The organism is Aestuariirhabdus haliotis, assembly GCF_023509475.1.
GTDB lineage: Bacteria > Pseudomonadota > Gammaproteobacteria > Pseudomonadales > Aestuariirhabdaceae > Aestuariirhabdus > Aestuariirhabdus haliotis.
Window position 1 is genome coordinate 40,915 of sequence record NZ_JAKSDZ010000021.1, and the last position, 19,003, is coordinate 59,917.

Annotated in this window: 21 protein-coding genes; 16 read left to right on the forward strand and 5 right to left on the reverse strand. The window is 51.7% G+C overall.

All coding sequences use genetic code 11. The features are described 5' to 3' along the window. Positions 1–3 precede the first annotated feature (3 nt). Positions 4–1,284: a diguanylate cyclase gene (locus tag MIB40_RS12560; protein WP_264758557.1), complete on the reverse strand. Its 1,281-nt coding sequence runs from the start codon at positions 1,282–1,284 to the stop codon at positions 4–6. Between the two features lie 393 nt (positions 1,285–1,677). On the opposite strand from MIB40_RS12560, the gene MIB40_RS12565 reads away from it, so the two are divergent. From MIB40_RS12565 to MIB40_RS12600, 8 genes are all read left to right on the forward strand, one after another. Then, on the forward strand, positions 1,678–2,115 hold the full coding sequence (locus MIB40_RS12565; RefSeq protein WP_249694739.1) for a hypothetical protein: 438 nt from the start codon (positions 1,678–1,680) through the stop codon (positions 2,113–2,115). Positions 2,116–2,224: 109 nt separating this feature from the next. Beyond that, on the forward strand, positions 2,225–3,484 hold the full coding sequence (locus MIB40_RS12570; RefSeq protein WP_249694747.1) for a lysozyme inhibitor LprI family protein: 1,260 nt from the start codon (positions 2,225–2,227) through the stop codon (positions 3,482–3,484). 77 nt (positions 3,485–3,561) lie between these two features. Further along, positions 3,562–3,936 carry a hypothetical protein gene (locus MIB40_RS12575; RefSeq protein ID WP_249694750.1) on the forward strand — a complete coding sequence of 125 codons (375 nt, stop codon included), beginning with the start codon at positions 3,562–3,564 and terminating at the stop codon, positions 3,934–3,936. Between the two features lie 27 nt (positions 3,937–3,963). After that, positions 3,964–4,287: a hypothetical protein gene (locus tag MIB40_RS12580; RefSeq protein ID WP_249694752.1), complete on the forward strand. Its 324-nt coding sequence runs from the start codon at positions 3,964–3,966 to the stop codon at positions 4,285–4,287. Positions 4,288–4,355: 68 nt separating this feature from the next. Next, complete coding sequence (locus MIB40_RS12585) at positions 4,356–4,787, forward strand: GFA family protein (protein ID WP_249694753.1); 432 nt, start codon at positions 4,356–4,358, stop codon at positions 4,785–4,787. 70 nt (positions 4,788–4,857) lie between these two features. After that, a complete protein-coding gene (locus MIB40_RS12590; protein WP_319941664.1) occupies positions 4,858–5,277 on the forward strand; it encodes a YeeE/YedE family protein in 420 nt (139 codons plus the stop codon). Further along, entirely contained in the window at positions 5,274–5,693 is a 420-nt protein-coding gene (locus MIB40_RS12595; protein ID WP_249694758.1) for a DUF6691 family protein, read from the forward strand. The genes MIB40_RS12590 and MIB40_RS12595 overlap by 4 nt, the downstream gene beginning before the upstream one ends. 19 nt (positions 5,694–5,712) lie before the next feature. Further along, positions 5,713–6,018, forward strand: a complete 306-nt coding sequence (locus MIB40_RS12600; protein WP_249694761.1) for an NIPSNAP family protein — start codon at positions 5,713–5,715, stop codon at positions 6,016–6,018. 96 nt (positions 6,019–6,114) lie between these two features. On the opposite strand, the gene MIB40_RS12605 is transcribed toward MIB40_RS12600, so the two are convergent. Then, complete coding sequence (locus MIB40_RS12605) at positions 6,115–6,375, reverse strand: DUF1127 domain-containing protein (protein WP_249694763.1); 261 nt, start codon at positions 6,373–6,375, stop codon at positions 6,115–6,117. A gap of 218 nt (positions 6,376–6,593) precedes the next feature. Between MIB40_RS12605 and MIB40_RS12610 the strand changes: the two genes are divergently transcribed. Beyond that, entirely contained in the window at positions 6,594–8,012 is a 1,419-nt protein-coding gene (locus tag MIB40_RS12610; protein WP_249694765.1) for an aminotransferase-like domain-containing protein, read from the forward strand. 602 nt (positions 8,013–8,614) lie between these two features. On the opposite strand, the gene MIB40_RS12615 is transcribed toward MIB40_RS12610, so the two are convergent. Next, entirely contained in the window at positions 8,615–9,286 is a 672-nt protein-coding gene (locus tag MIB40_RS12615; protein WP_249694767.1) for a tellurite resistance TerB family protein, read from the reverse strand. A 135-nt stretch (positions 9,287–9,421) separates the two neighbouring features. Beyond that, positions 9,422–9,829: a helix-turn-helix domain-containing protein gene (locus MIB40_RS12620; RefSeq protein WP_249694769.1), complete on the reverse strand. Its 408-nt coding sequence runs from the start codon at positions 9,827–9,829 to the stop codon at positions 9,422–9,424. Between the two features lie 151 nt (positions 9,830–9,980). On the opposite strand from MIB40_RS12620, the gene tmpT reads away from it, so the two are divergent. The 4 genes from tmpT (at position 9,981) to MIB40_RS12640 (ending at position 14,714) form a co-directional block, all read left to right on the forward strand. Then, entirely contained in the window at positions 9,981–10,628 is a 648-nt protein-coding gene (tmpT, locus tag MIB40_RS12625) for a thiopurine S-methyltransferase (protein WP_249694771.1), read from the forward strand. After that, positions 10,625–11,134, forward strand: coding sequence for a DUF2938 domain-containing protein (locus MIB40_RS12630; protein ID WP_249694773.1), 510 nt, complete (start codon positions 10,625–10,627; stop codon positions 11,132–11,134). Before tmpT ends, MIB40_RS12630 begins: the two co-directional genes overlap by 4 nt. A 251-nt stretch (positions 11,135–11,385) precedes the next feature. After that, positions 11,386–12,414 carry a TAXI family TRAP transporter solute-binding subunit gene (locus MIB40_RS12635; protein ID WP_249694774.1) on the forward strand — a complete coding sequence of 343 codons (1,029 nt, stop codon included), beginning with the start codon at positions 11,386–11,388 and terminating at the stop codon, positions 12,412–12,414. A 146-nt stretch (positions 12,415–12,560) separates the two neighbouring features. Further along, positions 12,561–14,714, forward strand: coding sequence for a TRAP transporter permease (locus MIB40_RS12640; protein WP_249694776.1), 2,154 nt, complete (start codon positions 12,561–12,563; stop codon positions 14,712–14,714). Between the two features lie 78 nt (positions 14,715–14,792). Here the strand turns inward: MIB40_RS12640 and MIB40_RS12645 are convergent, their stop codons facing one another. After that, on the reverse strand, positions 14,793–15,656 hold the full coding sequence (locus MIB40_RS12645; RefSeq protein ID WP_249694777.1) for a DMT family transporter: 864 nt from the start codon (positions 15,654–15,656) through the stop codon (positions 14,793–14,795). A gap of 631 nt (positions 15,657–16,287) precedes the next feature. Here MIB40_RS12645 and MIB40_RS12650 point away from each other — a divergent pair. The 3 genes from MIB40_RS12650 to MIB40_RS12660 all read left to right on the forward strand — a co-directional run bounded on the left by MIB40_RS12650 (position 16,288) and on the right by MIB40_RS12660 (position 18,830). Then, on the forward strand, positions 16,288–16,779 hold the full coding sequence (locus MIB40_RS12650; protein ID WP_249694779.1) for a HEPN domain-containing protein: 492 nt from the start codon (positions 16,288–16,290) through the stop codon (positions 16,777–16,779). A 352-nt stretch (positions 16,780–17,131) separates the two neighbouring features. Then, positions 17,132–17,923: a hypothetical protein gene (locus MIB40_RS12655; protein WP_249694782.1), complete on the forward strand. Its 792-nt coding sequence runs from the start codon at positions 17,132–17,134 to the stop codon at positions 17,921–17,923. A 634-nt stretch (positions 17,924–18,557) separates the two neighbouring features. Further along, positions 18,558–18,830, forward strand: coding sequence for a hypothetical protein (locus MIB40_RS12660; protein ID WP_249694791.1), 273 nt, complete (start codon positions 18,558–18,560; stop codon positions 18,828–18,830). The last annotated feature ends 173 nt before the right edge of the window (positions 18,831–19,003 follow it).

Consider the following 19,003-nt stretch of genomic DNA (forward strand, 5'->3'; position numbering starts at 1 on the left):
GCCTTAAATCATATAGCGATTGATCTTGGCGATCAGGTTACGCTCGTCGAAGGGCTTTTCCAGATAGTCATTAGCGCCAACCTCTTTACCCGTGGCTTCCAGCTCGGCGTTTTCCTGTTCGGCGATCAGCAGGATGGGGATTGAGCGGGTCTCCGGTTGGCTGCGCAGTTGGCGACAGACTTCGAGGCCATCGATATCCGGCATTTCAATGTCGAGTAACAGCAGGTCGGGTGAAATAGATTTAGCGAGTGCGATGCAGTCAGAACCGTTGTCAGCGGTGACAATATTGCAATGACTGCTCAACTGACTGGTTAACAAGTTGAGTGTCTCGGCATCATCGTCAGCAACCAAAATGGTTTTCTGGCTGTCGGTTTCCTGGTATGAAATGCGATTGCGCCCTTCTTTCTTGGAGCGGTAGAGCAAGTTGTCCGACTGTTCTATCAGATTATCGAAAGACCGCCCGGTAGTGTGGGTGCAGGTAGCAACGCCAATGCTGGCGGTCACCACTTTTTCTGTGGTGGATTTGTCGTGGGGGATCTGCAAATCGACAATGCTTTGACGAATATTCTCGCCAACTTGTCTGGCGCCAGAAATATCGGTGTCTGGCAGCAGGACAATAAACTCTTCACCGCCATAGCGGGCGACAATGTCCGTGGGACGTCGTACCGATTTCTGTAGCGCTTCGGCAACCTGTTGCAGGCAAGTGTCGCCCATCTGATGGCCGTAGTGATCGTTAAACAGTTTGAAATGATCAATATCCAGCATGATCACCGAAATGGGAGAGTGAGTACGTTTTGCCACCGCCCACTGTTGCTTCGATAACTCATTGAAGGTGCGACGGTTGTATAGCTTGGTGAGACCGTCACGTTGGCTCAGCCGTTCCAGTTCGTCGTACATCTCATTGAGCTGATTTCGCATATCGATGATACGTTCCATCGCGCGTATTTTGGCTTTGAGAATGATCGAACTGACCGGTTTGTTGAGATAGTCATCACCGCCGGCTTCGATGCCTTCCTCGACGCTTTTTTCGTCGGTTTTGCCGGTGGCAAAGATAATGGGTATCCAGCGATCCCCTAGCCATTCGCGCATCAACCGGGTGGTTTCAAAGCCATCCAGTCCTGGCATCTCCACATCCATAATGATCAGGTCAAAAGCGCTGTGTTCCAGCATCTGCAGAGCTTCTTCGCCACTCTGGGCTGCCGACGGCTCGTGCCCGGCATCACGAATATAGCTGCTCATGGTGTGCCTTATGGTGGCGCTGTCTTCGACCAATAGTATCTGCATGGCGGTGAGGGCTGAATCCTGTAGAGTTATGATGAGGCGTTTCGATTGCTCATGTCGGTACTGCCAGCCAAATCAAAGGATTGGTTGCTGCTCTGGCAACGGATGCGCGGTTTTGCGCCTCCGGGCGCGTACGGCAAAACGCCAAGAGTATATGCGTTATGGCGGTCTGAATTAAAGAGGTGAGAGGCCTCAAAGATCACTTTTGTTTTATCGATTGCTGGGAATGATGTATCTGTCCATGGTACGGCGCCCGGGTGCAGATGAAAAAGGTGCGACGAAATGTGGTGATTTGTTCTTAAAATGCACAAAACGGGCTGGGCAGGACCTTTTTAATCCAACGTATTCGCGGCATAGTTATGACCTGTTTTTTCTGACGCACAGTAGGGGTGTTTTTTGTCTGAATCCAGTCTGAGCTTCCACTCAAGGGGCTACCGTATTGCGTCCTGGGTCGGGGCGGTTTTTGTGATCGCCGTGGGGGTCTATTTGTCACGGATCGAGTATATGAACACCGAATGGCTGAGCCGGGCGGGCTGCGTGGTGGTGATGCTGGGGGTCTGGTCCGGCGTCGGGGGCATCTTTCAGGAGCGTTTGTTGTACAGTCGTGCCAAGTGGCGCCGTAAAAGTGCTCTACGGGCGGCCCGGGCGCGTTTAAAAGCCGAGCAAAGCGATGAGGAAAAGTCGGAAAAAGTCTTGGCTGAAATCAATAAGGCTTTCGATAATCACGTTAAGGATGCGGCACAAAGAATCAGGCTGTCGATTGGGGTACTGGAGGTCTCCCTGCTGATGACCGGTACCTTCCTCTGGGGCTTTGGCGACCTTATGATGGGTTGACCTAAAACTGCCATTCTTACCCCTGTTGTTCAGTTGTGTCGATGCTGCCTGCAGAACCGGTTTGTATTATTCAAGGCCATAGATGGCCCTTAAGAAAAGGATATTTTCTATGATGAGAATTGCGTTGCTGCTCCTGATGTTTTTATCGAATGTTGCTGTCGCGGCCAGCTTTGATTGCCAGCAAGCTGAACGTGATTTGGATAAAGCGATTTGCTCAGATCTGAAGCTCAGTACGCTTGATGAGACTATGTCAACTTACTATTCAGAGCTTAAAGCAACACTTGCAAGCGAGGATGGGAATCAACTGTTGCAAGAGCAACGGGCCTGGTTAAAGCTCAGAGAAACGGAATGCGGCGCGGGTAATACTGAGTGCTTGCTTGACCTCTACGAAGCGCGCATATTGGCCCTGCGGAAACAGTCTGAAAACCTTGTGCCGTACGAGTACAAGCATAAGCTCAGCGTTGAAGGCTCTGACAACCCAAGCGCTCACCCTCAGGTCAAGCCAATGTGTGGTTTTGCCCCCGGAGTGATCACGGACGATACCCTGATCTATGCGGGAGGAGCCTACAGCGGCCAGAAAATCGATTATCAAATCGACCAAAGTGGTCACCAGGCCACCCAGTTTGAGGTGGTGGTTAATTCGCCGGATAAACCGGTAGCACTGCTTTTAGGGGCCTATGAACCCTCTATCTGGAATATTGCCTGGACTCAGGGCACTCGCATAGCTGCCGTTGTTGCTACCGGTTATCATCGGCAAGCCGTGGCAGGCTTGCCTGGCAATATCCCGGTGCTGATCAGTTCATACGACAACCAGGGGCCTTGTGGTTATACCTATGTGGGCAAGCGTGAATTAAAAACCCTCAACCCCATATCCAAAATGGCTTTTAACAAAACGGTGGCCCTGGTGCATTTTGCCAAACAGGGCGAGCTGTTGATGGGGGAGCCGGTTCAACCTTCGGAGCCGTTATTTACTTCCCAGGATACACCACCGACCAGTTTTGTTGATAAAACCAAGCCATTGGCTGGCGAAGCGGGTTTGCGGGACCTGGTTCGGCAAGGGTTGATTCGCAAAGCGACTCGCCAGGATGCCCTGCGCTGGGCTCAAATGAAAGCCGCCAGCTATCAACAGGAGGAAGACCTGCCGCCGGTGGCCGGTGGTTCCAGTTTGCCTTCCTTTATGCCCGGTAGTATTCATAACGGTTACGTTATTCTGGCACCTATCACTATTCCGGCTGGATTGTATGGTGGCCATTCCGCCGCCTTCTTTTTGGAAAAAGGTGTGCCTTATCCCAAGGGTGAGCTCGGCCACTCAGAACTGTACGATTTTAATAACCAGTCTTGCACTGGACCGGGCTGCGGAATGCATTAAAGAGCAAGCGTCTTGTTCGTGGTGTGAATCGCTGAAGGGTGTAGTAGGGATTTTGATTGTTGTTAAAAGGAGACGAAATGAAGAATCAGCAGCTAACAGAAATGCTGGTGGGCAGTCTAGCCGACGTCGAATCTAAATCGGAAGAATCCGTTTCGATATCACAGGAGCTTTCCGATATTGACGGGTTTGATACTGTTAAAGTGACCCAAAAAATCAGTTTGTCTCCTATGGATCCAGGCTCTGATAACCCGGGTGATCTTCCGCGATTTCCCGATATCAGGAACCCTGATGACCTGGTTCCCGATCTGGTTCGGCGCCTGAGATCATTGGATGACATTGGCAAGGAAAGGTGCACAAAAACCCGGGAGTGCTGGTATGAAGGTGTGTACGGAACCGGAGGTGTCAGGAAGGTATGTCGCACGATTACTGTGTGTGTCAGTACCGGAGATTAACTCGGGAATGCAAGGGGGATGGGGAGTATGTCTGAATTCGTTTTCGTCAGTGTATTTCTGTTCCTGATACCTTTATGTGTTCCAGGCAGGAAAGGGTTTTGGCTTAGCGGACTGCTTATTGGCACGCCCATCGCTTGTGTCTGGTTGCTGTATTTTTATCAGTTGTCACAGCCTGGTTATCAAAGCTCGCCAGGCACAGCGCTGGGGCTGGCGATAGTTGGTGTGCCAACCTGCGCTTTTCTGTTTGGTCTGTTCGCTCGTTATTGTCGATGGCTGGTGCAACTGAAAATGGCTGAACGAACGGGTGCTCCCCAAGCTCAGAAAAGGACAAGGGATGAGATTAATACATAGAGGACAACATGGTCCTGTCGGCGTGTTCAGTGGCTTTGACGTTGGCTTGACTTCAATAAGGATGATTGATGAAAGGTGAATGTTTGTGCGGTAGCGTCCAGTTTTCCGTGAACGGTGAGTTACCCAATCTCTATCAGTGTCATTGCTCGCTTTGCCGAAAAACAACGGGGGCGGCGTCCAACGCGGCGACCTTGGTCGATGCGAAGCAATTTCAATGGTTGTCCGGGCAGGATGGCATTGCTTCCTATAGTAAACCTTCGGGTTATCGAAGTGATTTCTGCAGTCACTGTGGCAGCCCTGTCCCCAATATGATCAACGAAGATCAGCAGGTCTGGCTGCCCGTAGGTTTGTTACAGGATTCAACGGAGGTAGCCGTAAACGTTCATTTGCACATGGCTTCTGCGGCACGTTGGGAGAGAGACGCCGAGAGCTGTCAGCGTCTTGAGGCGGGACCGGATAGTTTGGCCACCCTGAACAGGTTGCTGGAGCGGAAGCCTTAAGCGGGATGCAGGTTTTTATATTCACCGCAGCGAGCCGAGTTATGCCAATGGCTAAAAGAGGGAAATGAGTATGTCGATGTTGCAGCCTTTAGCGGGCGGTTTGATGATTGGCTTGGCAGCAGTGCTGCTATTGAAATTCAACGGTCGCCTCATGGGGGTGAGCGGTATCTTTTTCAGTGCGCTCACCGACTCGGCCGAGGGCAGTTGGCGGTGGCTGTTTCTGATCGGCATGGTGGCGGGCGCCTGGGTCCTGCACGCCGTGTCAGGCTTACCGGTTCCAGCACCGAGTGACTCTGGTTCGCTGGTCGCCATCGTGGCCGGTTTGATAGTTGGCTTTGGTACTCGCCTGGGGGGCGGTTGTACCAGTGGTCATGGTGTCTGCGGTATTGGCCGTCTGTCTGTGCGCAGTATTACCGCTACGCTGGTCTTTATGGCGGTGGGCATATTAACAGTGTTTGTGGTGCGCCACCTGTTAGGAGGCCTGTTATGAAAAAGGCAATGATGGCGTTGCTGTGCGGCGGGATTTTTGGCGCCGGACTGGCCTTGAGTGGCATGACCAACACAGAGAAAGTACTGGGCTTTCTTGATCTGTTTGGTCACTGGGATTATGACTTGATGCTGGTGATGGGCGGTGCGGTGGCCGTCACGCTATTGCTGTTTAGGCCTGTCCTGAAAGCGAAGGCGCCGGTGTTTGCCGATCGTTTCTTTCTGCCGGAACAGAGCCTCGTGACCCGACGTTTACTGGTGGGTGCGGCTCTGTTTGGTTTGGGTTGGGGGTTATACGGTTATTGCCCGGGACCGGCGGTAGTAGCGATGGGCTATTTGCATCAGGATGCCATCCTGTTTGTGATTGCCATGGCTGCAGGCATGTTTTTGGCCAATACCCGGATGTTCCAAAAAATCTAATCTACAGCAGAGAATAAATATGATTACCTGTTATTTACGCTATGTTATCGACCCCTACAAGATTGATGCGTTCGAAACCTACGCAAAAATGTGGATACCCCTGGTGGCCAAGTTTGGTGGCAGTCATAATGGGTATTTTCTGCCGTCCGAAGGGGCCAACAATATTGCCCTGGCCCTCTTTACCTTTCCCAGTCTGGCCGCCTACGAGCAGTACCGCAAAGATTCGTTCAATGACCCGGAATGCCTATCGGCTTTTAAATACGCGGAAGAAACCCGCTGTATTATCAGTTACGAACGCAGCTTTTTTCGGCCGGTGTTTGAGTAGTACTCTGGAAAAAGGGACTAAGGGCGGGGACGCTCCTTAGCCCAAGGCTCGGATAGATTGGCTCGAAAAATAGTGCGGATAGACCGGTTCTGATGGTCAGGCGCGGTCGATATCCAGCAAGGGGGATTCAATCATCGGTTGGGTCGGTTGCGCTTTGACCCTGTATTGCATCGACTGCCAGGGAGGGCGATGGGCTTCCTGCATGGCCTGATCATAGGTCAGTCCCAGGTCTTTCAGTAAATGCGGCTGCTGCGCCAACTCGGCCAGATAGCGTCGGCTGCGGGCTCGTTGATGGTATCGGGCCAGGGTCGCCCGGGCTCCGTTAACCGCGCGCTGTAGAGGGGTAAAGATATCCATGTCCGGTCTCCTGTACGTTCGCTGATGGAAGATCAGTTTAGGTGCAGGGCGCATACCATTACAGATTCAGAGAAAAACTATTTTTACAGTACAGATTGATGCAATAGGCCATCTGTACCGCTATTTGAACGCTTATCTGTACTGTTTGTTGCGGAAAATTTTGCATCTGTCATGAAAGCTGGTATTTCTAGCCCTGTCATATCAATGAAATCGGTCTTATGAATTTATACAAACGGGTGGCGGGTGAGCTTAAACAGCATATCGAGCAGGGCTTCTACATAGAGGGGCAGAAGTTGCCATCTATTCGAGCGATGAGTCAGGAGCGCGGCGTTAGTATCTCCACGGTGCAGGAAAGCTATCGCTGGTTGGAAGACATTGGCTTGATCGCCAGTCGCCATAAGTCAGGTTACTACGTACAAGCCCAGCAACGGGCAGTCTGCCAGCCCGAGGCGAGCCAGCCGGCCCAGCAGCCGGTCGAGGTGCCCGACTGGGAGGCCGCACTGACTCTGACATTAACCAGTAATACCGATCAGTTTGTCGCGCTGGGCAGTGGCACACCTCACACGGAATTTCCCACCTTACGTCCCTTGCAGCGGTTGATGGGGCAAGCCTTGAAGATGAACATCCAGGAGGTCTACGCGCCAGCCAAGGGCCTGGGTTGGTTTCCCCTGCGTGAGCAGATTGCCCGGGTGATGCAGGCGTCCGGCTGCTTTGTTCATCCGGATGATATTCTGATTACCACCGGGTGCCAGGAAGCCCTGTCCCTGAGCCTGAGGGCGCTGACTCAGCCGGGGGATATTGTCGCCATCGACTCTCCCAGCTTTTATGGTTCGATGCAGGCGCTGCGAGCGAATCACCTGAAGGCGCTGGAAATCCCGACCCACCCGCAAACCGGTATCAGTTTGCCGGCGTTGGAGTTGGCGCTGGAGCAGTGGCCGATCAAGGTGCTGCAGCTGATTCCTACCACTAATAACCCCCTGGGTTATGTGATGCCCGACAGCCATAAGGCCAAGCTGTTAGCCCTGGCCGAAAAGCATGATTTTGCCATTATCGAAGACGATATTATTGGCGATCTCAGCTATCAGTCACCGCGGCCTCGCACCCTGAAATCGATGGATACCCAGGGGCGGGTGTTGATGTGTTCCTCCTTTTCCAAAACCGTAGCACCGGGCTTGCGCATCGGCTGGGTGGCGCCGGGCCGTTATTCCAAGCGACTCAATCACTACAAATTTATTACCTCCATGTGCTCGACCAGTCTGCCGCAGATCGCGATGGCCGAGTTTATTGCTCAGGGTTTTTACAACAAGCATTTGCATCAGGCCAAGCACTATTATCAGGTCAACAAACAGCAGGCCTTGCGCCAGGTCGAGGAGTACTTCCCGGAGGGGACAAAGATGACGGATCCTCAGGGTGGCTATTGGCTCTGGATCGAATTGCCCGGTTCCATCAAGGCCAAAGCGCTTAATGACAAGCTGGCCGCCTTTAATATAGGTATCGCTCCCGGCGAGTTGTTTTCAGCCTCGCGCAAGTACCAAAACTGTCTGCGGATTAATTTTGCGGAGGCCAAAGATGCCCGATTTATGGATGCGGTAAAAACCGTGGGTGAGCAGGCGAAACATCTGTTAATGCAACGTTAGCGACCCAGGCGATAATCTTGAGTGCTTTCTGTGCAAAGGTTGCGTGAATTTTATGGAGGGGTGCGTTGAAAAAATGGCTGTTGAGTATGGTTACTTATATCGTAGCACTGGTTAGGGCACCTCTGATTAATTCAGATAGATCTCTGCGGACCCTAAAAATGGTTTTTATCAAGGCGAAGCTCGCCGTTCATTTCGAGACCTGGACAAGGGCTTCAACACCGAGAAAAAGCATTTTTAGGGCCGCCCTACGGGGCTTTCGGGTGAATCCAGCCTCTTTGTTACGCCTTTTTGAAAGGTCTTGACCTTACTGCAAAGGCGTGTCGCGATTCTGGATTCGCCTGAAAGCCAGAGTTCATCTGAATTAATCAGAGGTGCCTTAGTTGTGGCTTTGTTTGCTTTTACGCGGTGCTGATTCTCGCCGGCCCGCATTCTTCAATTCTGCCTGGCTGGGCTCAGAGTGGCGTGCTGCTACTAGGGTGGGGGATTACGCTGGGTGTCCCTATCTTGATGGCAAGGAAAGTGTATTTAAGACAACTCTGAATACAGAAACAGGCACTCGATGGTGCCTGTTTCTTTGGCTGCAAAGTATTGTAGTAATGCTGTCAGACAGCGTTTTTTTGCGCCTCGACCTGAGCATCCAGTTCACTGACCAGACCGGGTGGCAGCTGCAAGCGTGCAGCCAGCATCGACAGATAGGCGCGTTCGGCGGCCGAGTCCACTTCAATGGCGAGCAACGAGGCAATATAGATCTCGGCCGCGACTTCGGGGCAGGTGGCGCTGTTGACGATGGCATCGACATCGGCGGGGTGACCCATCTCCTGAACCAGAATGTTTTGGCTCTCGGCGTCCAGTCCCAGAGCTTCGATGCGTTGGAAAATGGCCTGGCTTTCCTGGGCGTCGAGTCTGCCATCGGACCGGGCGGCGGCAATCATGGCGCGAATCAGGGTTAAGCCCAGGGCCTCATTCGCCGCCTGGTTTTCGATCGCTGGCATAAAAGCGGAGCCGGCGGGGGCTGGAGTGATCTCGGCGACTGGCGGCGGAGTGGCTGCGGGCGCCGTGCCGGCGTTCTGATTATCGCTGTAACGTTTGTAAGCGGTATAAGCAAGGGCTCCGACGGCAGCAACCCCGCCCACTTTTAGCGCGCTCTTGCCCAGCTTTCTACCCGATTTGCTGGTCAGCAGGCTGCTGGCCAAGCCTCCGGCCAAACCACCGGCAAAGCCACCCGCGGCGCCGCTGCCCAGTAGTTGTCCCAGCAGTTTATTCATATCCGTCATACGCGCAGTTCTCCTTGTTTGATCAGACAGCAAAGTGATATGGCAATAACAGGGTAAGACCCTGGGCACTTCGGTTAAGTTCAGCAAAAAGTGGCGGCGCTGCCCTAGGATGGCTTGGAGGTTGAGTATTCCCGACTAGAGCGCGCCTTTACGCGGCGCGCGTTTTTTACCGACCACTTTCAACAACCGTAGAAATTTCGGGCATTCGAAATGATTGGGCGCCGTGCAGGCGGCGGCATGACGGAGGCCGTCTCGCATGGCGCTCAGTTCCCTGATCTGCTTGTCCAGTTGGTCGGCTTTGTTGAGCAGTGCCGGGCGGTTAATTTCGGTTTCTCCGGGTGTCATCAGCTGACCAATTTCATCCAGTGAGAAGCCGGCGTTGCGGGCCAGGGAGATCAGAGCCAGGCGCTCGATGATATTGGCTGCGAACTGGCGGCGTAAACCATGGCGGCCGGTGGATTGAATGAGCCCTTTTTCTTCGTAATAGCGCAACGTGGAGGCGGCTAGCCCCGAAGCTTTGGCGACCTGAGCAATGTCCATCATCTGTCCTTGTGGTGCTGGCTTTGACTTGGGTTTGATCTGGAGTTGACTTAAAGCCGACTTGAGCTTGTATCCTAGTCTCGAGACAAGCGCTAGGGCAACTCTGGTTATCAAGCCTTGCTTGGAGCGCAGTTAACAGATTCAGGAGGCGAAGATGAACGCAGACTTTTGGCATCAACGGTGGGCGAAGGGCGAGATAGCTTTTCATGAGAGCGAGGTGAACCCTTACTTACAGCAACACATCGGCCTGCTTAACCTGGTTCCGGGCAGCCGGGTGTTTGTGCCTCTGTGTGGCAAAACACAGGATATTGGCTGGTTGTTGAGCAAAGGTTATCGGGTGGTCGGGGTGGAGTTGAGCGAACTGGCCGTTGAGCAGCTATTTCAGGCGTTGGATATCCTGCCCGAGATCTCCAGCTGCGGCGACCTTGTGCTTTATCGTGGAGAGAGCATCGATATCTTTGTCGGTGATCTGTTTCACCTGTCCCGGTCAGTTCTGGGTCCGGTGGATGCCATCTACGACCGGGCGGCGTTGGTGGCGCTCACTTCGTCAGACCGGGTGCGTTACTGCCAGCACCTGATGGAAACCACAAATCGGGCGCCGCAGTTGTTGGTCTGTTACGAATACCAGCAAGCGTTGCTTGCCGGACCTCCATTTTCCATAACGGTGTCTGAGATTGAGCGGCATTACGGCCGGCATTACCAGCTGACCCAGGTCGAGAAAAATCGCGTCAAGGCTGGTCTGAAGGGGCTCGATGAGGTGCAGGAAACCCTGTGGTGGTTAGACCAGCGAGGTGATGCGTGAGCGTTTTGCTAGTGCTGGCTGCGGTTGGGGTCGGTTTGGGGGCGACCCTGCTGATGGATCTGTGGGCCTGGTTGCTCAGGCGGGCTTTCAACATTGCCTCACTGGATTATTGCCTGTTAGGGCGTTGGATAAGTTATATGCCCAGCGGTGTATTCACCCATGGGAGTATTGCCGAGGCTCCCCGAAAAGGTCGGGAATGTCGATTGGGCTGGTTTGCCCATTATCAGATCGGCGTGCTGTTTGCTCTGGTACTGTTGCTGCCAGCATTCGAGGGTTGGTTCTTTGCGCCGACCTTAGCTCCTGCGATGGCGATTGGGCTGGTGACCGCACTTATACCCTTCTGTCTGATGCAGCCGGCGCTGGGCTTTGGGCTGGCGTCGTCCAAAGCCCCCAGACCCTGGTTCGCTCGCTTGAAAACCCTGACGACCCATGCCGTTTTTGGGTTGGGTTTGTATCTGGGCGCGTTGCCCGTCAGCTATCTGTTGGTTGCCTTCGCCTCGACATAAGCAAGATTACGCCTAGCCATTTTTTGCCTATCAGCAAGATCTTGCCGATGAGGTGCTGTAGGTGTTTGTGTGAATTTAAAAAATGCTTATTTATTAATTGGTTATGGAGAGTGCTCGATTTTGGCACTGCCTTTGCTTTGTTTCCCGGGATTGTTTTGCGACAGTTTGACGACTGTACAATCACTGCTTCGGCAGCGTGGAATAGAAAAACAGCTAACAACAAAAATGGATAAAAAAGGGATAGCATGACAATGAAATTCAGCAAACGTACGCTTATCAAAGGTATTGGTCTGGCTCTGGCTATGACTGGCGCCAGCACATTGGGGCTCACTGCCCAGGCCGCCGAAAAACGCTCTTACATTCTCGCTACGGCTTCTACCGGTGGCACCTACTATCCGGTAGGTGTTGCGATTGCGACCCTGACCAAGGTTAAGCTTGAGCCCAAGCAAAAGATCTCTATGTCGGCGATTAACTCGGCCGGCTCTGGTGAAAACGTCAAACTGCTGCGTGAAAACGAAGCCCAGTTCGCCATTCTTCAGGGGCTTTACGGTGCCTGGGCCTGGGCGGGTGAAGGTAAGCTGAAGTCTGAAGGTCCACAAAAGAACCTGCGTTCGGTGTCCATGTTGTGGCAAAACGTCGAGCAGTTCGTGGTTGATAAGTCGATGGCCAAATCGGGTACCATCGATGACCTCAAAGGCTTCGCCGGCAAGAAATTCTCCATTGGTAAGAAAAACTCCGGTACCGAAGGTTCCGGTCGCCAGATTCTGGGTGGCCTGGGTATCGATGCCGACGGCATGGATCTGGCCTACATGGGCTACGGCCCCAGCGCGGACGCTCTGCAAAACGGTACCGTGGTGGGTATGAATACACCGTCTGGCGTGCCAACCAGTGCCGTGACCCGTGCTTATGCCGCCATGGGCGACAAGATCACTCACCTGGATTTCAGCGATGAGCAGATGAAGCAGGCCAACGGCAACTATCAGCTGTGGACCCGTTACGAGATTCCTGCCAACACCTATCCGGGCCAGACCAAGGCGGTCAATACCATTGCTCAGCCAAACTTCCTCGCGGTGCGCGATGATCTGCCCGAGCAGGATGTGTACCTGATCACCAAGACCATCTACGAGAACCTGGGTTTCCTCAACGGTATCCATAAGGCCACCAAGGCCATGGCGATCGAAAAAGCCATCGCCGGTCTGCCTGTGCCTCTGCACCCCGGTGCGGCGCGTTACTACAAGGAAGTGGGCATTGATATTCCTGCTCACCTGATGACCAAGTAAGACAACACCTCTGCGGTTCCCGCGGTCCTGACGACTGCGGGAGCCGTCTTGATACCGATATACTCTTTTTTCGGGGCTGGCATTTTTTGCCATTCCCTGTTGCTGTACGGCCGTAAATTAAGGCAGCCAATGCCTGGAGAATAATAATGAGCAAAGACGCCATCGATCTCGATCAGGACGTATCCGAAAAGCTGCAAAGCCTTGAGCTAACTAAACGCTCCGAAGACTCTCTGGCCGGCAAGCTGATCTATTGGATCGGCATCGGGTTTGCGTTGGCGCATATCTACTTTAATACCCTGGGCACGCTGTCCGAACTTTGGGTCTCGGCGATTCACTTTGGCGGTTTTGCACTGATCTGTGCCCTGATGGTACCGGCGGTATCCACTCGCAGTCGCGCGGGGGGTAATCTGGTATTGCTGTTGGACATTTTGCTGGGGCTGGCCTCTATCGCCTGCGCGGCCTATCTGATCGGTTTCGAAGATGCGTTGTACGATCGCGGCGTGAAATTTGTTAACGCCGATTGGGTCGCTTCGGCCGCCGCTATCTTTATTGCCCTGGAGATGGTGCGTCGCAGTACCGGCTGGTTTATTCCGGTGATGACGGTGCTCGCCCTGACCTATGTGTTCTGGTGGGGCCCCTATATTGACGGTGTTTTTGGTTTTGCCGGGTTGAGCCTGGAAACGGTGATGTTTCGTAGCTTTTTCTCCCCGGAAGGTATGTTTGGCTCCATCGCCCGCATCTCCTGGACCTATGTCTTTATGTTTATTCTGTTCGGCGCCTTTCTGGTGAAGTCGGGGGCCGGCGATTTTATTATTGAGCTGTCGCGATGCGCGGCAGGGCGCTTTGTTGGCGGCCCGGGATTTGTGGCCGTACTGGGCTCTGGATTGATGGGGTCGGTGTCGGGCTCGGCCGTGGCCAATACGGTCTCTACCGGCGTCATTACCATTCCGCTGATGCGGCGCGCCGGGTTTCCCGCACGTTTTGCTGCCGGTGTTGAGGCGGCGGCCTCAACCGGTGGCCAGTTGATGCCACCCGTGATGGGGGCCGGTGCCTTTATCATGGCGTCTTACACCCAGATCTCCTACGTGCAGATCATCGGTATTGCGGCCCTGCCGGCACTGCTCTATTTCCTCTCGGTGGGCTTTTTTGTGCGGGTCGAAGCCCAGCGCAGCCATGCCGATTCGGTTGAGATTGATACCCGTCCCCTGCGTGAAGTACTCAAGGAAGGCTGGCACTACGCCCTGCCATTGGTGGTGCTGGTCGGCATGCTGATCAAGGGCTTTACTCCCACCTACGCCGCCGGGGTGGCGATTATCTCGGTAGTGGCCAGCTCCTGGCTATCCAGGCATCCGATGGGTCTGCGCGATGTGCTGGACTCCCTGGCCCAGGGCTCGAAAAATATGGCCACCACCGCCATGCTGCTGATCACGGTGGGGCTGGTCGTCAACGTCGTAGCGATGACCGGCATCGGTAATACCTTCTCCCTGATGGTGACCGAATGGGCCGGTGGCAGTTTGTTTATCACCATCTTCCTGGTGGCCCTGGCCTCGTTGATTCTAGGTATGGGCTTACCGGTTACCGCCTCCTATATTGTACTGGCGACCCTGTCGGCGCCCGCACTCTATAACCTGATTGCCGAGCAACAGCTACTGGAGCTGATCGCCAGTGGTCAATTGCCGGAGATGGCCCGAAGCATCTTTATGCTGGTGGATATGGACAAAGCTGCCCTGTTGAGCCAGCCGATGGCGATGGCCGATGCCCAGGCATTGCTGGCAGTGGTGCCGCCCGATTTCAAGGGCCAGTTGCTGGAGATGGCGATCGACCCGGCCACATTGTCGATGGCGCTATTGGCCGCCCATATGATCATCTTCTGGTTGTCCCAGGACAGTAACGTGACGCCTCCGGTGTGCCTGACTGCCTTTGCCGCGGCCGCCATCGCTCGAACTCCCGCCATGGCGACGGGACTGACCGCCTGGAAGGTGGCCAAAGGCTTGTACGTGGTGCCGTTGCTGTTCGCCTATACGCCATTGATTGGCGGTAGCTGGGACGAGGTTATCACAGTGTTTGCCTTCTCCGTGGTGGGGCTGTATGCCTTCGTCGGTGTGATGGAGGGTTATCTGGAAGGGCCGTTGAAACTCTGGATGCGTGCGCTCTGCGCGGTCGCCGCACTGGCTCTGTTGTGGCCCCATGAATTACTGGTACTGAATCTGTTAGGGCTGGGATTGTTTGTGGCGATGTTCTGGCTCAGTCGCCGCCCCAATGGCAATGGGGCACCCAGCGCCGTTGCAGCAACGTCGTAAAACTTAGCGCGTTAAATTGAGGCTTCATCAGGTGATCAAGAAGCCTCTGCGTAGTTGAAAACACTTCACCTGGCGGTGTTAACGCTTACGGGCAAACAGCTCCCAGGAACCGACCACCGCGCTGGCAATAATCAACAGCATAGCCAGCAAGGTGGTGGAGCGTACCGGGCTGTCAGTAAACAGGATTAATAACCCGGTAGAGGCCATCGGCGCAGTATAAGCCAGGGCGCCGACGATACGGGTATCGCCGCGTTTAATGGCCATATCCCAGGTAAAAAATGCGATACCCAAAGGCCCGGCACCCAGGGCAATCATCAGCATCCAGTCACTGCCTGTCAGTGCAACGGTGGTTGGTGAGATGACCTGTTCAGCGCCGAACAGAGCCAACGCCAGCAAGCCTGACCAGAAACAAAATCCACCCACGGCGGCGCTGGGGAAAGCGCCAATGCGCCCGCAGGCGAGGGAGTAATTGCTCCAGGCTAACGCAGCGGCAAAGGCCAGCAGGTATCCGCTCAGGTGATTGCTATCCAGTGCCAGCTTGCCGCCACTGACTATCAGGAAGGCGCCGCCAAAACCCAGCAATGCTCCCAATACATGATAGAAACGTAAGGGTTTATCACGAAAATAGAGCGGCGTGAGCACCACGATCAACAGTGGCCAGAGGTAGTTGATCAGGTTGGCCTCTATCACCGGCGCGTACCGGTACGACATAAACAGCAGATAGTGATATCCAAAAATACCGCCGACACCGACCAGCAATGTACGCAGATTCACCCGCCAGTAGCGCCATTTCACCAGACTGATAAGACCGCAACTGGTGAGGGCCACACCCAGTTGCAGAAACGCAGGAATGTGCACCAGATAGCTCGCCAGCAGCGCCAATGTGCTCCAGAGTAAAATGGTAATCAGTGCGAAAAGTATCGATTGGGTTTGCGAGGACATGCCATGGCCGTGGAAGAATAGTAAAGGTATGAAAGCATCCAGTGTAGGGGATCAATCGTTGCCCGGGTAGAGGGGGAAGTCTTCTGCGGTGCAACTTTGATGCTAAGTAGTTATCAGCGGGTTGGAGTGGTGTAGAGACATCCCGTGTTCAGCAGCCTCAGGCTATTGAACAAAAAGCTCGGCATGTAACTAATTGATTTATTTGTATTTTTAAACTCTCATTCCGAGTTAACAAGCCAAGAACACATAACCCCCAGGCTTGTTAATTCAGGAGAGACTTTTTAAGTAGTTCTGGTAGCATATTGAAAACTAAACCATTTTGCCTTTAGCAATTATCAAGGCTCAGTAATTAACAAGCCAAAGTGATATAAAGCCAAAGGCTTATGAATAAGCTGTTAGGTTGTGAGGGAGCATGAACATAAAGAAGAATAAAGTTGACCCTCCTCATGTAGAAAAATTGCGTTCAAACCTTGAGGAAATACAAAGGCTTCTTGACATTCGGCATGAAATTTCTGTGTCATCCCCTGGTTATAGACCAGATGTTGAAGTCCTTAATAAGAGCGCAATTGTTTTGCTCGTTGCTATGTGGTAAGCATTCGTTGAGGACCTGGCTGAGGCGTCATTTGACTTCATGTTTAAGGAGGCAGATACGCCAGATGTATTTCCCTCAAAAGTGTTGGTTTGTGCCTCGGAGAAGTTATTAAACAGCGCAAACAAAAAGGATATTTGGGCTCTTTCCGGCGATGGTTGGAAATCCGTACTAGCAGACCATAGAAAAGAAGTAATTAGTCGTTTTATAGGGAAACTAAACACTCCTAGGCAATCACAAGTTGACGAGCTATTTTTGCAACTCATAGGTCTAAAAAGTATTTCTTCGAGCTGGCACTGGAAAGGAAAGACTAAAAAGAAAGCGGTAGAGTCTCTTAGTAATTTGATTACACTAAGAGGAAGTATCGCTCACCGAGTGAAAACGAGCAAAAGTGTTACGAAATCAGAAGTTGAGCGCAATATTCAGATTTGTATGCGACTTTCAGTTTTATCAAGTAATGCATGCGCTATATACTTACAAAAAAGTACCGGAAAATATCCTTGGAATCGTTTTACATACAAAGCTACGGGTTAAATCTAACAAGGGAAAGCATAGAGGGAAAGCAAATCAAAGGGGTCAGAGTCAAATCAAAGGGGTCCAAATCAAAGGGGTCAGAGTCGAATGGCACTAAGTTAAGCGCTCTGCGCGAACATCTCTTGCCTTAACACTGCTCTAGGTTTTGTCATTAATTTAAAGGGTTTGGGTCTTCGTTTTACATGCCTAGGCTCAACCCTCCCCTGCCTCAGCAATAAAGGGGACAGATCTATTTTTAACCCCCTCCCCTGAAACAATAGAAAAAATGGGTTACTTCTAAACGCTCAATTGTTTTTCGTCTATTTCAAACAGTACCATTCAATATTCTATTGCAACACAAAAAAAGGACGTTATGCCCAACAACACCGAAATAACCACCAAAAGAATTACCCTACTTTTAGCAGCGCTCACGCTACTAGCTCCAGCAGGCTATCTAATCGGCTTAAACTATTACGTTGGAAGGCTATCGGCACTGGGCGTAAACGGGAGTGTATTCCCATTTTCCATGCAGGATGCTTATGTATATGCCTATTACACCATAGGCTTCTGGCTACATGAGCTGAGTATTTCTTTAAGAGAATTTTTGGTGAGCTTGCTCGTTTGGCCGAACAATCTATTAACAGTAGCAGTAATCTCTGCGCTAACAGCGTTTTTCTACGGCTTAATAAAGCTTATACGATTGGCCAAAAAGGATAAATTAACGCCATTCTTTCATAAGTATTTCAGCGTACTTTCTTTTTTGCACTGGGGTAATAACGACTTTTCAAAATCGGTGAGCATTGTAGGCTTAACCTCTTATACCTTATCGTCAATATTGTTGGCCCTCGTATACTTGTTCGCGCTTTGGTTTATTTTTCCCACAATGGCATATAAAACAGGTGTAGCCAAAACAGAAAAAATGCGATTAGAGTACCTAGAAAAAGGCTGCTATCAAAACGCAGATACCCAATGGAATAATTGCCACAAGCTTATAAGTGCCAATGGCGAAGAAATGTACGAAGGTATTCTTATTTCTCAATCAAGTGAGTATATAGCGCTTTTTACAAAGAAAGGCTCAATGGTAATGAGAACACCAGCAGCTAGTGTAGTTGTAAAGAGTTTCAGCACTGGCAATGGCAATCAAACGCCAGTTGATAACCACTAATGTGAACGGTAATGGTATAAAAAGGCAACATTCACATAATAATGAGTTGTAAAAAACAGGAATGGGGTCAGGTCTTGTCTTTTGCCTATCAAAAGAACTAAAGCCTGATAAACATAAGGTAGCCTCGTCCCACCACCGTAGAGGCGAGAAAAATAATTGAACAGTCACACTAATTTTTAAAGAAGTGTTAGTGTGGCTGTCTGTTTGAGTGTTGATATTGGCGAAATATTCTCTAACTCTAACGACTCCGGATTAGGAGGTGGTAGTGACGGTGAAGGAGATTAGTCGTAACAAGCCGCTCAACCATCAGCTGCTGTGGCAGCTTGGACCGCCGCAGCGTTGCCCGTTTTGCGGTGTCACGCTACGCTACAGAAAGTTAATAAGACAGTCACTTTAACGGTGGTTTAGCGGTAGCGCCTCAGGCGATAGAGAATGTGCAAAAAGCCGTACAAGAAATACTTGGCACCTCTATCGAAAAAAGCTATCAGCATAGAGCGCCAGATAATGATAGTGAAATGCCAAAATTAATAATGACCTAACAATGCCATCCACTTGGACGTCAAACTCTCCGTTTCGCTCCAAGTTTTCCGCCTGTGATGGCGAGCGTTAACTGTACGCAAGAATTAGAGAACGGATGTCTAACGAAACAATATTAGATAGATTGCTTAATGATATCGAAGAGTATGATGCTTCACGAAAAAATCGAGATGCATTTGCAGACCGGTTTGCTACTGCTATAGAGGCACTTGAAGGTATTCCATATTCTGTGATCCGAGATTCAAGGGACTGGCAGCATCGTATTGAGATGGAGGGCTACTTTGATGAAGAAGGTTTTGAGTCAGAGAATGAAGTAGTAATTCCAAAACTGAAAAGCTGGGTAAATGAGCTTAAAAGAAAATACAGTTAACAAGCAGCAGCAACGGACTGTCAAACCTGTCACTCAAATTGCTTCGCAATTACGTGCCAGCTTTGCCAGCCGCTGTGCTGGGCGTTGAAGCTGTAGAAAAACTCTCAAAAACAGGCGTTTTTTGATAAAATCAGGCATCGAAACAGGAACGCTTCGTATGCCAAACTTCAAAA

Excerpts from the sequence above, each read along its gene's own strand:
- MIB40_RS12560 (WP_264758557.1), bottom strand. The coding sequence starts at position 1,284 with ATGCAGATACTATTGGTCGAAGACAGCGCCACCATAAGGCACACCATG.
- MIB40_RS12570 (WP_249694747.1), top strand. The coding sequence starts at position 2,225 with ATGATGAGAATTGCGTTGCTGCTCCTGATGTTTTTATCGAATGTTGCT.
- MIB40_RS12575 (WP_249694750.1), top strand. The coding sequence starts at position 3,562 with ATGAAGAATCAGCAGCTAACAGAAATGCTGGTGGGCAGTCTAGCCGAC.
- MIB40_RS12580 (WP_249694752.1), top strand. The coding sequence starts at position 3,964 with ATGTCTGAATTCGTTTTCGTCAGTGTATTTCTGTTCCTGATACCTTTA.
- MIB40_RS12585 (WP_249694753.1), top strand. The coding sequence starts at position 4,356 with ATGAAAGGTGAATGTTTGTGCGGTAGCGTCCAGTTTTCCGTGAACGGT.
- MIB40_RS12590 (WP_319941664.1), top strand. The coding sequence starts at position 4,858 with ATGTCGATGTTGCAGCCTTTAGCGGGCGGTTTGATGATTGGCTTGGCA.
- MIB40_RS12595 (WP_249694758.1), top strand. The coding sequence starts at position 5,274 with ATGAAAAAGGCAATGATGGCGTTGCTGTGCGGCGGGATTTTTGGCGCC.
- MIB40_RS12600 (WP_249694761.1), top strand. The coding sequence starts at position 5,713 with ATGATTACCTGTTATTTACGCTATGTTATCGACCCCTACAAGATTGAT.
- MIB40_RS12605 (WP_249694763.1), bottom strand. The coding sequence starts at position 6,375 with ATGGATATCTTTACCCCTCTACAGCGCGCGGTTAACGGAGCCCGGGCG.
- MIB40_RS12610 (WP_249694765.1), top strand. The coding sequence starts at position 6,594 with ATGAATTTATACAAACGGGTGGCGGGTGAGCTTAAACAGCATATCGAG.
- MIB40_RS12615 (WP_249694767.1), bottom strand. The coding sequence starts at position 9,286 with ATGACGGATATGAATAAACTGCTGGGACAACTACTGGGCAGCGGCGCC.
- MIB40_RS12620 (WP_249694769.1), bottom strand. The coding sequence starts at position 9,829 with ATGATGGACATTGCTCAGGTCGCCAAAGCTTCGGGGCTAGCCGCCTCC.
- tmpT (WP_249694771.1), top strand. The coding sequence starts at position 9,981 with ATGAACGCAGACTTTTGGCATCAACGGTGGGCGAAGGGCGAGATAGCT.
- MIB40_RS12635 (WP_249694774.1), top strand. The coding sequence starts at position 11,386 with ATGAAATTCAGCAAACGTACGCTTATCAAAGGTATTGGTCTGGCTCTG.
- MIB40_RS12640 (WP_249694776.1), top strand. The coding sequence starts at position 12,561 with ATGAGCAAAGACGCCATCGATCTCGATCAGGACGTATCCGAAAAGCTG.
- MIB40_RS12645 (WP_249694777.1), bottom strand. The coding sequence starts at position 15,656 with ATGTCCTCGCAAACCCAATCGATACTTTTCGCACTGATTACCATTTTA.
- MIB40_RS12650 (WP_249694779.1), top strand. The coding sequence starts at position 16,288 with ATGTTTAAGGAGGCAGATACGCCAGATGTATTTCCCTCAAAAGTGTTG.
- MIB40_RS12655 (WP_249694782.1), top strand. The coding sequence starts at position 17,132 with ATGCCCAACAACACCGAAATAACCACCAAAAGAATTACCCTACTTTTA.
- MIB40_RS12660 (WP_249694791.1), top strand. The coding sequence starts at position 18,558 with ATGTCTAACGAAACAATATTAGATAGATTGCTTAATGATATCGAAGAG.